Origin of the sequence: Gelidibacter sp. (assembly GCF_039916245.1) — a bacterium.
Lineage (GTDB): Bacteria > Bacteroidota > Bacteroidia > Flavobacteriales > Flavobacteriaceae > Gelidibacter.
Genome location: NZ_JBDSLS010000195.1, coordinates 1 through 14,160, shown reverse-complemented (window position 1 = coordinate 14,160; position 14,160 = coordinate 1). Strand labels below are relative to the sequence as shown.

13 protein-coding genes are annotated in these 14,160 nt (G+C 37.6%); 11 read left to right on the top strand and 2 right to left on the bottom strand.

What is annotated here, in order from left to right:
• Positions 1-51: 51 nt before the first annotated feature.
• From lipA to ABIQ28_RS10475, 3 genes are read left to right on the top strand one after another with little or no spacing between them, the layout of a single operon-like run.
• Entirely contained in the window at positions 52-930 is an 879-nt protein-coding gene (gene lipA / locus ABIQ28_RS10485) for a lipoyl synthase (RefSeq protein WP_348037020.1), read from the top strand.
• Positions 930-1,925 carry a type I glyceraldehyde-3-phosphate dehydrogenase gene (gene gap, locus ABIQ28_RS10480; RefSeq protein ID WP_348037018.1) on the top strand — a complete coding sequence of 332 codons (996 nt, stop codon included), beginning with the start codon at positions 930-932 and terminating at the stop codon, positions 1,923-1,925. Before lipA ends, gap begins: the two co-directional genes overlap by 1 nt.
• 51 nt (positions 1,926-1,976) lie before the next feature.
• A complete protein-coding gene (locus ABIQ28_RS10475) occupies positions 1,977-4,208 on the top strand; it encodes an ATP-binding protein (protein WP_348037016.1) in 2,232 nt (743 codons plus the stop codon).
• Here ABIQ28_RS10475 and lpxK read toward each other — a convergent pair.
• Both lpxK and ABIQ28_RS10465 read right to left on the bottom strand, forming a co-directional pair.
• A complete protein-coding gene (gene lpxK / locus ABIQ28_RS10470; RefSeq protein WP_348037014.1) occupies positions 4,201-5,208 on the bottom strand; it encodes a tetraacyldisaccharide 4'-kinase in 1,008 nt (335 codons plus the stop codon). The genes ABIQ28_RS10475 and lpxK overlap by 8 nt on opposite strands.
• Positions 5,209-5,280: 72 nt before the next feature.
• Positions 5,281-5,808 (bottom strand): hypothetical protein, encoded by a 528-nt coding sequence (locus ABIQ28_RS10465; RefSeq protein ID WP_348037012.1) that lies wholly within the window; start codon positions 5,806-5,808, stop codon positions 5,281-5,283.
• A 74-nt stretch (positions 5,809-5,882) separates the two neighbouring features.
• On the opposite strand from ABIQ28_RS10465, the gene ABIQ28_RS10460 reads away from it, so the two are divergent.
• From ABIQ28_RS10460 to ABIQ28_RS10425, 8 genes are all read left to right on the top strand, one after another.
• Positions 5,883-6,977 (top strand): Nif3-like dinuclear metal center hexameric protein, encoded by a 1,095-nt coding sequence (locus ABIQ28_RS10460; protein WP_348037010.1) that lies wholly within the window; start codon positions 5,883-5,885, stop codon positions 6,975-6,977.
• Between the two features lie 2 nt (positions 6,978-6,979).
• Complete coding sequence (locus tag ABIQ28_RS10455; protein WP_348037008.1) at positions 6,980-7,762, top strand: C4-type zinc ribbon domain-containing protein; 783 nt, start codon at positions 6,980-6,982, stop codon at positions 7,760-7,762.
• A 117-nt stretch (positions 7,763-7,879) separates the two neighbouring features.
• The gene (msrA, locus tag ABIQ28_RS10450; protein WP_348037006.1) at positions 7,880-8,530 is read left to right on the top strand and encodes a peptide-methionine (S)-S-oxide reductase MsrA; all 651 of its coding nucleotides are present in this window, start codon (positions 7,880-7,882) and stop codon (positions 8,528-8,530) included.
• A gap of 97 nt (positions 8,531-8,627) precedes the next feature.
• Positions 8,628-9,293: a hypothetical protein gene (locus tag ABIQ28_RS10445; protein WP_348037004.1), complete on the top strand. Its 666-nt coding sequence runs from the start codon at positions 8,628-8,630 to the stop codon at positions 9,291-9,293.
• Between the two features lie 311 nt (positions 9,294-9,604).
• A complete protein-coding gene (gene kynU / locus ABIQ28_RS10440; protein WP_348037002.1) occupies positions 9,605-10,873 on the top strand; it encodes a kynureninase in 1,269 nt (422 codons plus the stop codon).
• A gap of 210 nt (positions 10,874-11,083) precedes the next feature.
• Positions 11,084-12,487, top strand: coding sequence for an NAD(P)/FAD-dependent oxidoreductase (locus tag ABIQ28_RS10435; RefSeq protein ID WP_348037000.1), 1,404 nt, complete (start codon positions 11,084-11,086; stop codon positions 12,485-12,487).
• 122 nt (positions 12,488-12,609) lie between these two features.
• A complete protein-coding gene (locus tag ABIQ28_RS10430) occupies positions 12,610-13,065 on the top strand; it encodes a RidA family protein (protein ID WP_348036998.1) in 456 nt (151 codons plus the stop codon).
• Between the two features lie 59 nt (positions 13,066-13,124).
• The coding region (locus ABIQ28_RS10425; RefSeq protein ID WP_348036996.1) for an aldehyde dehydrogenase family protein at positions 13,125-14,160 on the top strand (1,036 nt) is incomplete at its 3' end.

Below are 14,160 nucleotides of genomic sequence, written 5' to 3'. Positions count from 1 at the left end.
AACTATTTACAATTTTACTTTGTATCTTTGTGACTCAAAATCTGCGATTGAATGAGCACAGAAACGATAACAAAAGTGATTCCTGAACGTCAGCCAAAACCAAAATGGTTAAGGGTAAAACTACCAACAGGTAAAAAATATACAGAGCTTAGAAGCTTGGTGGACAAATATAGTTTGAACACCATCTGTACGTCTGGAAGCTGTCCAAACATGGGAGAATGTTGGGGAGAAGGAACAGCAACCTTCATGATTTTAGGAAATGTTTGCACACGTTCTTGTGGATTTTGCGGCGTAAAAACAGGACGTCCTGAAACCTTAGATTGGGATGAACCAGAAAAAGTGGCACGTTCCATCAAACTCATGAATATCAAGCACGCGGTTTTAACCAGTGTTGATAGAGATGATATCAAAGACATGGGAAGTATCATGTGGTCAGAAACGGTAAAAGCCGTACGTCGCATGAATCCTGAAATTACCTTGGAAACGCTTATCCCCGACTTTCAAGGCATAGAACAACATATTGATCGCATAATAGATGTTGCTCCAGAAGTGGTTTCACATAATATTGAAACAGTTAGGAGACTAACGCGAGAAGTGAGAATTCAAGCTAAATATGATCGCAGTTTAGGCGTTCTAAAATATCTGAAATCTCAGGGACAACGCCGTACAAAATCTGGCATCATGCTTGGTCTTGGAGAAACTCGCGAAGAAGTCATTGAAACCCTTCATGATTTAAGAGCCAATGATGTTGATATCGTCACCATTGGTCAATACTTACAACCAAGTAAAAAGCACTTGCCTGTACAACAGTTTATACTTCCAGATCAATTTAAAGAATACGAAACGATCGGATTAGAGCTTGGCTTTAGACATGTTGAAAGTAGCGCCTTGGTAAGATCATCTTACAAAGCTCAAAAACACATCCACTAATGATTAACGTTGCTATAAACGGGTTTGGTCGCATTGGCAGACGAGTATTTCGTCTTATTCAAGAACGTGATGATATGCAGGTGGTGGCCATCAATGATTTGGCAGATGCCCGAACCTTAAGTCACTTGTTAAAATACGACAGTATTCATGGCGTTTCAAAGAGCACCATTTCTTTCGATGATAATCACATCATTATAGACCAACAAAAGGTTTCTTTACTTAATCATAAACAGATTGACGATATTAATTGGACACCTTACCAGGTCGATTTTGTCATTGAATCTACAGGAAAATTTAAAACGACTACAGAATTAGAGAAACATATTACAAATGGTGCCAAAAAAGTTATTTTATCTGTTCCTCCTTTAGATGATTCCATTAAAACCATCGTCATAGGCGTTAACGACAACATCTTAACTGGCGATGAAACCATCATCTCAAATGCCTCTTGTACAACAAATAATGCCGCACCAATGATTGCGGTCATCGATGATCTTTGCGGTATTAAACAAGCTTATATTACAACAGTACACTCTTATACCACCGATCAAAGTTTACATGATCAACCCCATAAAGATTTAAGACGTGCCAGAGCCGCTGGCCAATCCATCGTGCCCACTACAACTGGAGCCGCAAAGGCGCTGACCAAGATATTTCCTAAACTAAACAATGTTATTGGAGGATGCGGTATTAGAGTTCCTGTTCCCAACGGTTCTTTAACCGATATCACTTTAAACGTTGAGCGGACCGTATCAATTGAAGAGATCAACCTAGCATTTAAAAAGGCTTCCGATACAAACTTTAAAGGTATTTTAGAATACACTGAAGATCCTATCGTATCGATTGATATTGTTGGAAATCCACATTCTTGCATCTTTGACGCACAAATGACCTCCGTTATTGGCAATATGATCAAAATTATAGGATGGTATGATAATGAAACTGGGTATTCAAGTAGAATTATTGATTTAATAAGCAATTTGTCGAAGAAATAAGCGCTTTAGTCGAATAAATAATTATATTTGTTTCTCATAAAGTGACCAGAAATGTCCCAATACAAATTTTATATCGTTGCTTTTTTTGTTCTAACATCTTCTATACTATTCTCTCAAAATAGTGTTAACCAAGATGTTGACATTATAAAAATGCGCATTCAAAACTACATTACTCAATCTGGTTTTGAAACTGAGCGTGGTGACTATTATAATGCCAAAGAAAATCTCGAAAAGGCATTAACGCTTGCCAAACAAATTAACGACAAAAAAAGGCAAGGCAGCATCTACACCAAAATCGCGAAAGTTCAGTTTATAGTTGAAGAGCCCGAAAACGCCTTAGTTTCTTTAACAAAAGCATCAGAATTGCAGCGAGAAACCAATGATTACGCTAATTTGGCCATTACCTACAATGTTCGTGGCATCTTATATACGAGTAAAAAAGAATATCAAACGGCCTTGGAATATTTTAATTCTGCCAAATCCAGATTTGAAGAAGAAGGTCTTGAACGTCTAATTTCAGATGTCAGTTTAAACGAAGCCAAAGTTTATATTCAATTGAAAGATTATAAGACAGCTAAGGCCATGCTCGAAAAAACGATCATTCTAGCCAAAAAATATAATCAAGTGGGTATTTTAAGCAGTGCCTACATCAACAGCGGCAAGTTTCAACAAAAATTAGGTAATTCAAGCTTGGCTCTTTCTTTGGCCAAGCAGGGACTGGAATTGGCCGAGCGCAATAATATTCCTGAATACATCACTGATAGCTATCTCACGCTTAGCGATATCTATCAAGAAAATGAAGACTATAAGCTCGCCAATGAATATTTAAGAAAACATATCAGTTTATCAGACTCGCTATTAAATATTAAACGCGAAAACCTATCGCCAGAAAGAAAATCGCAGTTTATAAATGAATATAAAGATTCTGAGTTTAAACAAATGGAAGTTAAGCTTGAAGAAGCCGATGCGTCGAATAATTTGACAAGGATTACAACCATTTTGAGTATCGCGTTGATCACCATTCTATCTTTATTGACCTTATCGCTTTACAAAAACAACAATATCAGACTTAAAACCAATAATATGCTTCATAAAAAAAATGATGAGCTTATTGTTGCAAAGGAAAAAGCGGAGCTAGCGTCGAAAACAAAAGCCAACTTTTTATCGACCGTTACCCACGAACTCAGGACACCATTATATGCTGTTACTGGTTTAACCAATATGCTTTTGGATGAAGAACCAAAACCTGACCAGTTGCCGCACCTGAAATCGTTAAAATTTTCTGGGGATTACTTATTGACCTTTATTAATGATATCCTGCAAATCAATAAAATTGAGGCGAATAAAGTTGAACTGGATCCTGAAGTTTTCAATCTGAAGAAAAAGGTAGAAAATGTGATTTCTGCCTTAAGCAATTCAGCCTCGGACAATAACACAAAACTTCATTATGAATATGATGATGGTCTACCAACCACATTTATGGCCGACCAATTAAAGATTTCTCAAATTTTGATTAATCTTATTGGAAACGCGATTAAATTCACAAAAGATGGCGATATCTGGGTGAGATTGAAAAAACTAAATCAGACCAAAGACAACTATACGATACGCTTTGAAATAGAAGATAACGGCATTGGCATAACCAGAGAGAAACAAGAACACATGTTTGAAAGCTTCTCTCAAGGCTCGATTCAAATCAACCGAAAATACGGAGGAACCGGGCTTGGCCTTTCCATTGTAAAAGGACTTATTGACATTTTAAAAGGAAAAATTTACTTAAAGAGCGAACTTGGGAAAGGATCTTCGTTCTTTTTTGAAATCCCTATGACCTTTGCAACAGAACCAGTAATTAGCGAAAAACCTAAAACCCTTAACAAACTCAATGCTTTGGACTTGACAAATATCAAAATTTTGGTTGTTGAAGACAACAAAATCAACCAAATGATAACCCGAAAGATTTTAAATAAAATGAACCTTTATTGTGATGTTGTTGACAATGGCGAAGATGCGGTGGAACGCGTCAAAGAAGAACAATATGACATCGTCCTGATGGACATCCACATGCCTGGTATCAGCGGACTTGAAGCCACAAAAATTATTAGAACCTTTGATAAGGAACTGACTATTTTCGCCCTTACTGCCGTAACTATTGAAGATAAAATGCATGAATTTGACGAAGCAGGTTTTGATGACATCATCTCGAAGCCTTTCAAGCAGGAAGATTTTGAAAAGAAACTGTATAATGTTCTAAAAAAGAACAAGAAATCCTCAACGTCTATTTAACAAAACTACCTACCAATTTATCAAATTGTAATTGTCTATCAATTTTCATTTCAATTGGCAAATAATAGATGGCTTCACGGTCACCAAAATGAGGCTGCAAACGCATCATATCTTTTTCGGTCGTGACAATCAGTTGTTTTTGTTTTAAATTACTCAGATCACTTTCATCAAAATCGTGATGATCCTTGAATTTCAAATGCTCAAACTGCAAGCCTAAAGCTGTCAAATACTCCACTAAAGGTTTGGGATTGGCAATTCCTGTGACCAGGGTAAAAGATCGATTCTTAAGCGTCTTTAAATCCAGATGTTCTTTAGCATTTCTTATAGAATTAGAATAGGCAATACTTGCAAAAAACACTTCTTGATGCGCTAAAGCATTTATCTTAGCTTTAATTTTCTTTTTCTTTTTTTCAGATATATTTTCGGGACATTTAGTCACTACGATAATATCAGCGCGTTTGGCACCTTGTCTGGGCTCTCTTAAATTTCCAGTCGGCAATAAGATATCGTCTGTATAAAGATCATCATAGGAAGTCAATAAAATGTGATACCCCGCTTTTACCTTTCGATGCTGAAATGCATCATCGAGTAACACCACTTCAGGAGGATTTTGCAATGCCATTAATTGAGAAATCCCATGGACTCTATCGCCATCAACACTCACAACAACATCTTCAAACTTTTGATGAAACTGAAAAGGCTCATCTCCGATGGTTAATGCCGTAGCATTTTTATCAGCCACAACAAAACCCTTGGTTTGTCTTTTATAACCTCTGCTAAGCGTTGCAATATGATGATCAGATTTTAATAAACGAATTAAGTATTCAATCATGGGCGTTTTACCGGTGCCTCCAACACTTAAATTCCCAACACATATCACAGGAAAATCATAAGCAGTTGATTTTTTAATTCCCCAATCATATAATTTATTTCGCAACCAGGTTACCAAATAATAAACTGGAACAACAGGGAAAAGTAAATACCTTATTAATTTCATCATGCAGGCAAAGTTATTGCAACTAAGAGAAAATACAGCTAAGTATTTTCTGTAAAGAAACGTCTTTTGATCATTTTATCGTTCAGCACGCTTATTCTCAGGCATATTGACAGCACCACAACCATCAACTAAGATGTGTCCATTTTCATTAACCACTCTCATAGCTACTTTAAAATCCTCCCAATCAATTCCCTTAACCATTACATATCCTGTTTTCGGATCAAATGTATCCAATTCAAAACCTTCAGAAGGATAATCCTGAGCGTCAACCAAAGGATCCGCTAATAAACCAATTCTTGGATTTGCCTCCCAAGCCAAGATGACGATGTTTTCTAATTCTGTTTTTAATTTATCAGTGGCAAGAGGAGATTTTCTTGCAAATTCGAGAATTTCAAGGTGATTAATACTTTCAATATAAGAATTGATAAAATCGAGTGCCACCTGATAATTCTCATCTTCAGAAGACGCCTCACTGTCAAGAGGTTCATACAAATCGGAATTTGGAAGATCCAAATCCGACCCTTCAACATCAGAAGGCTTTTTATTCCCCGATTGACAAGCCAATAAACTTATTGAGAAAAAGAGGATAATTATGTATTTCATAATAATCAAAGGACTTGTTTACCACGAAAATATAATATTTTATCTTTGTAAGGAACCTAAAAACTAAAAACAATATGATTATTCAAGATGTCATCAATTATCTCGAAGAATTGGCACCTTTAGCTTATGCCGAAGATTTTGATAACGTTGGCTTGTTGGTGGGTAATAAAAACAATCCACTTACGGGCGTTTTAGTGACCTTGGACACTCTTGAAAGTGTTGTGGATGAAGCCATAGAGAAAGACTGCAATTTAATTGTCAGCTTCCATCCCATCATTTTCAAAGGTCTAAAAAAATTGAACGGCTCCAATTATGTAGAGCGCGTCGTCCTTAAGGCCATTAAACATGATATTGCTATTTACGCCATTCATACGGCATTGGACAATTGTCTACAAGGCGTCAACGACATTATTTGCAATACTTTAGGTATCGAAAATAAAAAAATATTACTTCCGCAACAAGGCACTATCAAAAAACTGACTACCTATGTTCCACAAAAGGATGCTGAGGCTTTACGACTAGCATTGTTTCAATCTGGCGCTGGCACCATTGGCAATTATGCCGATTGTAGTTTTAATACGGAAGGCATTGGCACTTTTAAAGGCAACGAAACGTCCAATCCTAAAGTTGGCAAACGCGGGGAATATCGACAGGAGCAAGAAACCCAGATTTCAGTAACGTTTCAAAAACATTTGGAACGCAACATTTTGAACGCACTTTTTCAAAGCCATCCTTACGAAGAAGTCGCATTTGAAGTGACCACCTTAGATAATTACAATCAACACATTGGCATGGGAATGGTTGGCGAGCTTGAAAATGAGATGGAAACCGAAGCATTTTTAAATTTCGTAAAGCAAAAAATGAAGGTTTCTTGTGTAAAACATTCAAAATTAACCAAAAATAAAGTCAAGCGTATTGCAGTGCTTGGAGGCTCCGGAAGTTTTGCTATTGCAGCGGCAAAGTCAGCACAGGCCGACGTTTTCATTACTTCTGACTTAAAATACCACGACTTTTTTTCAGCAGAAGGTCAAGTGATTTTAGCAGATATTGGGCATTATGAAAGCGAACAGTTCACAAAAACCTTTTTAGCCGAGTATCTCTCAAAAAAAATTACTAATTTTGCAATCGTTTTATCGACGATAAACACCAATCCTGTAAAGTATTTATAATTATGGCAAAAAAAGCTGACCTTTCTGTTGAAGACCGATTAAGAGCGTTGTATGATCTACAACTTATTGACTCTAGAATTGACGAAATCAGAAATATTAGAGGTGAACTTCCTTTAGAAGTAAGAGATTTAGAAGATGAAGTTGAAGGACTTAATACTAGACTTGAAAAATTAAACGGTGGCCTGTCACTCGTTGATGAGGATATCAAATCAAAAAAGAATCTTATTGAAGAAGCTAAAGCTTTAATCAAAAAATACGGCGAGCAGCAAAAAAACGTTAGAAATAACAGAGAATTCAATTCAATTACCAAAGAAATCGAATTTCAAGAATTGGAGATTGAGTTAGCTGAAAAGCACATCAAGGAATTTAAAGCCAATATTGATCAGAAAAAAGAAGTTATTTCTGAAACCAAAGACCGTTTGAAAGACCGTCAATCACATTTGAAGCACAAAAAAGGCGAATTGAATGCCATTTTAGCTGAAACTGAAAAAGAAGAAACTGCACTGATCAAAAAATCAGAAGAGTATCAAAATACAATTGATGAGCGTTTAGTAAGTGCTTACCACAGAATTAGAAAGAATGTTAAAAATGGCTTAGCTGTTGTAGCTATTGAAAGAGGTGCTTCTGGCGGATCTTTCTTTACCATTCCACCACAAGTGCAAGTAGAGATTGCCTCACGTAAAAAGGTAATTACAGATGAGCACAGTGGACGTATATTGGTTGATGCCGAATTAGCTGATGAGCAAAAAGAAAAAATGGAAAAAATGTTTGCTAAATTAAGCTAAACAAAATATAATTTATAGTTAAAAAGCCTTTACAATATGTAAGGGCTTTTTATTTTGACGTAACTTTCATATATACTTTAGTCCTTTATCTTGTTAAGCAATTAATAAATTACACTTATGAAATCACTTGTCTTATCATTATCACTGATATTTATATTCAGTTGCCAGAACAATGCACAAACCAATCCTAAACAGCAGGCTGTGAAAACTGCCTTACCCGTAGAAGTTCCTATGAAGGACGGAAAAGCAAAAGCCTATTTTGCCAGTGGGTGTTTTTGGTGTGTCGAAAACATTTATGAGCATGTGAAAGGAGTTAGCGAAGTTATTAGTGGTTACGCTGGAGGCCATACCCAAAATCCAACCTACGAATCAAACAATACTGGTACAACTGGACATGCTGAATCCGTTGAAGTTATTTACGATCCCAATGTGGTGAGTTTTGCAACCTTGGTCGATGTCTATTTCGGTTCTCAAAACCCAACCCAAGTCAATGGTCAAGGCAACGACAAAGGTTCACAATACCGTTCCATCATTTTTTATCAGAATGACGCCCAGAAAAATATCATTGAAGAAAAGAAAGCAGCGTTGGCAAAGAAACTCAATGAACCCATTGCGGCAGAAGTTTATCCTTTTCAAAAATTTTGGGTTGCCGAAGATTACCATCAGGATTATGAAAAAAAACATCCTGACAACTCCTATATCCAAAATGTATCCATCCCAAGATATGAACGTTTTAAAGCGAAATTTCCAGAGTTAATTAAAAAATAGAATTTTCCCAAACCTGACAGGTTTTTTTAATGTATCTTAAACACTAAAATTAAAACTTATAAATCGTTCATCGTTATCTTTTACATAAAAACAGGATATGAAAAATTCATTAATCTCCCTCGTACTAATTGCTTTATTCTTTTCTTGTAAGCAAAAAGAAGAACCTAAAACCATTGTAAAAGAATGGACCACAGCTGAAAAAATCGCCAATGCCAATGGAATTCAGAACTGGAAAAACGTAACCGAATTACAGTTTACCTTTAATGTTGATAAGGACACTACGCATTTTGAACGGTCGTGGACTTGGCATCCTAAAACAGACGATATCACCATGATTTCGGGAAAAGATACCGTTACCTACAATCAGAAATCAGTGGATAGCAGCTCTATGAATGCCGATAAAGCTTTTATAAATGACAAATATTGGTTGTTGGCACCCTTTCATTTGGTTTGGGATAAGACAATCACCATTTCTGAAACCTCAATAGTCGAAGCACCTATCAGCAAAACCCAACTGAACAAAATTACCATCACTTACCCAAATACAGGTGGTTATACGCCTGGCGATGCCTACGATTTATTTTTTGGTGATGATTATCTTTTAAAAGAATGGAATTATAGAAAAGGAAACTCGAAAGAACCCACCATGACCACAACTTGGGAAGATTATGAAGATTTCAAAGGCATTAAAATATCAAAACTCCATAAAAGATCAGATATTAACTGGAAACTTTCTTTTACCAACATTAAAGTCATGGACTAATTGTTTTTTTTAAATCAATGAAAACATCCAAACTATGAGTATAGGACCTATAAGGTATATTCATAGAATATTTTGCAGATGCGTCCCCAGATATTGAAAGAGCTTCCACTAACCAAGTTGAAGCTCTTTTTTTGTCAAATAAAGCTTAGAAAAACCATGTCGCGCACCTAACTTTCAAGATAAAATGATGCCTGACTTTCAACATAACATCAAACGCAAATAATCTTTTCATCTTTTAAATTCTCCATTTTTCTGACCACATTTCTAAACTTATAATTCCTATTTTTGTGTAGAACCGTAAATCACATACCTTGTCAAACTACAAATTAGGTTTAGAATACGCTAAACAACAAGACCAAAATGATCCTTTGGCACCTTACAGAAATCGTTTCCACATTCCAAAAGACAAGCATGGGAAAGATGTGATCTATATGACTGGTAATTCACTCGGTCTTCAACCCAAATCAACCAAAGATTATATTAATCAGGAATTGGAAGATTGGGCAAACCTCGGTGTTGAAGGGCATATGGAAGCGAAACATCCTTGGCTACGTTACCACGAATTCCTAACCGAAAGCATGGCTAAAGTTGTGGGTGCGAAACCTATTGAAGTCGTTGTCATGAATACCTTGACCGCCAATCTTCATTTGATGATGGTGTCTTTTTACCAACCGACTCCAAAACGCTATAAAATTTTGATTGAAGCGGACGCTTTTCCGTCAGATAAATATGCCGTTGAATCCCAATTGCGTCATCATGGTTTTGATGCCAAAGATGGATTGATTCTTTGGAAAGCCAGAAAAGGCGAAGAATTAGCTGATTATAACGATTTAGAAGCTATTCTGAACGAACATGGCGATGATATAGCATTGATCATGATTGGTGGCGTTAATTATTACACCGGGCAGTTTTTTGATTTGAAACGTATTACGCAACTTGGCCATAAGCACGGTTGCATGGTTGGATTTGACTGTGCGCATGGCGCTGGAAATGTAGAACTGAACTTACACGATTCAGGTGCTGATTTTGCGGTTTGGTGTACTTATAAATATCTCAATTCTGGCCCAGGAAGTTTGGGCGGCTGTTTTGTAAATGAACGACATGCCTATAATAAAGATCTGAACCGTTTTGCGGGTTGGTGGAGCCATAATAAGGAAACACGTTTTAAAATGCGCGACGAATTCGACCAACTCCCAGGTGCTGAAGGTTGGCAATTGAGTAATCCGCCAATTTTATCGATGGCAGCCATAAGAGCATCATTGGATATTTTTGCCGAAGTCGGCATGGAAAAACTAACCCAAAAATCCAAACACCTCACAGGGTATTTTGAGTTTTTAATCCACGAACTCAACCATGAGGATATCAAAATCATCACGCCGTCAAATCCAGATGAGCGCGGATGTCAATTATCTATTCAAGTAAAAAATGCCGATAAGCGACTGCATCAGCAGTTGACTGAATCTGGTGTTATTAGTGATTGGCGCGAACCTGATGTGATTCGTTGTGCGCCTGTACCTTTATACAATTCGTTTCAAGATGTTTATTATTTGGTGGAGAAGATGAGAGAGATATTAAAATAACCTGAAGGCTGTATAAAGCAGAAAGTTCAAGGCATGAAGCACGACGTTAAAAACAGGAGAAATTTCATTTGTAGCTATATTTCAAAACGCGCCTGAGTCAAAAATTCTTTCGCTTGGTCATTGAGCTTGTCGAAATGAAGGGAATGAAGACGGAAGGGTTGAAAATAATTATTTAAAACAGAAGATTCCCGCCTTCGCGGGAATGAATATATGAAAGACAAACAAAACATACTCATCATCGGCGCAGGACTTTGCGGCAGCTTACTCGCTTTACGTTTAGGTCAGCGCGGTTATAACGTAAATGTTTACGAAATGCGTCCAGATTTACGAACCGTAGAAATCAGCGCTGGTCGATCCATCAATTTGGCACTTTCAGATAGAGGGTTTAAAGCGATGAAACTGGTCGGCATTGAAGATAAAGTCAGAGAACTTTGCATCCCAATGAATGGACGGATGTTGCATGATGTGGAGGGCAACATGGTCATGGCACCTTACAGCGGGCGTGATCATGAATACATCAACTCTATCTCTCGTGGCCTATTGAATGCCCTATTGATGGACGAAGCCGAAAAACATGAGAATGTCAAATTTCATTTCAATAAAAAATGTAAATCTGTGGACTTCGAAAAAACCACAGCTTTATTTGAAGATCATAATTCTAAAGATGAATTTGTAGAAGATGCTGATATTATCATCGCTACCGATGGTGCAGGTTCAGTCATGCGACAAAGTTATTTTTTAGGCAAAAAATTCCTATTCAGTTTTTCTCAAGACTGGTTATCGCATGGCTACAAAGAACTCAGCTTCCATCCAACTGAAAACGGCGATTACAAAACCTATAAAAACGCCTTACATATTTGGGGTCGTGATAGTTTTATGTTGATTGCCTTACCGAATTTGGACGGCAGTTTTACGGTAACTTTATTTTTAAGTTATGAGGACGGCGAATACAATTTTGGCAATTTGACCACTCCTGAAAAAGTGATCGAATTTTTCCAAAAGTACTTTAAGGATGCTTTGGAATTGATGCCTAATCTGGTGGATGATTTCTTTACCAATCCTACATCGCCCTTAGGGACCGTAAAATGTTCGCCTTGGCATTATAAAGGTAATACGCTTTTAATGGGCGATGCCGCACACGCCGTTGTACCTTTTTATGGACAAGGGATGAATGCGTCTTTTGAAGATGTGACCATATTTGATAAAGTTTTGGATGAAGATCATGACGACTGGGAAACCGTCTTTAAAGTCTATGAACAGAATCGTAAACAAGACACCGATGCCATCGCCGATTTGTCAATGGACAATTTCCATGAAATGAAAGGCCACGTCAACAAAGCTATTTTCAGAGAAAAGCGTAACTTGGAGATGGCCTTGGAAAAGAATTTCCCAAACGACTATTCTTCAAAATATTCATTGGTTACCTTTCAGGAGAATATTGGTTACAGAGAAGCGATGTTAAGAGGTCGTGCACAAGACAAAGCCATCTTGAATATGTTGGCCGACAAGATAATTGACCTCAACGACGATTTAAAAACCAATTTAGAAAAAGTAAAAACTGTGACCGAAGAAATTTTAGAAGACGATATGGTAGCGAAAAATCTTAAGCATTAACCTAACAAAAACTCCTTCCCTTTGTAAGGGAAGGTGGATTCAATTCCAGTAAAGGAATTGAAGACGGAAGGGTTTTTATAAAACCTGTGAGGTCTTGACAACAACTTATAAGATTAAAAAAAATGAGTAGAGAAAAAAAAGAGGCTCCAACCGCCCTGTCTAACGAACAGGCAGGCGCAGGAACTGGTGTCACACCAAGAGGCGCCTATCCTGCCACTAAACGTGCTGGCGATTTTATATATGTATCTGGAACCAGTTCACGTCGTGCAGACAATACCATTGCCGGTGTTGACATCATTGACAACTTAGGCACCAAACATTTGAATGCCGAAGTCCAGACTCGCGAGGTCATTAGAAACATTGAAAAGAATCTCGCCAAAGAAGGCGCATCTCTGAAAGACGTGGTGGATGTCACGTCATTTTTAGTTAATATGAATGATTTTGCAGGTTACAATAAAGCCTACGCTGAATTTTTTGATAAAGAAACCGGACCAACCAGAACGACTGTGGCGGTGCATCAATTGCCACATCCGGATTTGGTGGTAGAGATTAAGGTGGTCGCATATAAAAAACAATAATTTGACAGACCTCTCAGTTTTTAAAACCTGAGAGGTCTTAAAATAAAATTCGTGAATTGGTGGCAAATAGAGAGAAACAAGATGAGATTCCTGCCTCCACAGGAATACGAAACTACATCAACGGTCAGTACATCAATCCAATTCAAGACAATTGGCTGGATAACTATTGCCCAGCTACTGGCGAAGTCTACGGAAAAATCCCGAACTCATCCAAAGCCGATGTAGAAAACGCGCATCTCGCGGCTAAATCCGCATTCCCAAGCTGGTCACAAACCACTTTCGAAGAACGCAGTAGAATCCTTATCAAGATTTCAGAATTATTAGAGGATAATTTGCAGCGTTTAGCCGAAGCTGAAAGCAAAGACAATGGAAAACCGGTATCGCTAGCAAAGGAAGTTGACATTCCAAGAGCGGCGAGTAATTTTCGATTTTTCGGGAATGCCATTACACAATTTGCCAGTGAAAGTCACGAAAGCGTCGGTCAGGATGCCATCAACTTTACCTTGCGCCAACCTATTGGTGTGGTGGGTTGTATTTCACCTTGGAACCTTCCACTCTATCTCTTTACTTGGAAAATCGCCCCGGCCATTGCGGCAGGAAACTGTGTGGTTGCCAAACCAAGTGAAGTTACACCGATGACCGCTTATTTACTTGGCGAAATTTGCACAGCAGCAGGTTTGCCAAAAGGTGTGCTAAACATTGTTCATGGATTAGGAACAACTACAGGTCAAGCCATCATAGAACACCCAGGGATTAAGGCTATTTCCTTTACTGGCGGTACAGCAACAGGCGCTCAAATTGCCAAAGTTGCCGCACCACTATTTAAAAAATTGTCTTTGGAATTGGGCGGAAAAAATCCAAACATCATTTTTGCTGATTGTGATTATGACGACATGTTGACTACGACAGTACGTTCCTCGTTTTCCAATCAAGGTCAGATTTGTTTATGCGGCAGCCGTATTTTTGTAGAAGCTTCCATCTACGACAAATTCAAAACAGATTTTGTCGCCAAAGTCAAAGCGCTTAAAGTTGGACATCCATCAGAAGCATCAACCAATATCGGTGCCTTAGTATCCAAACAACATTTCAAAAAAG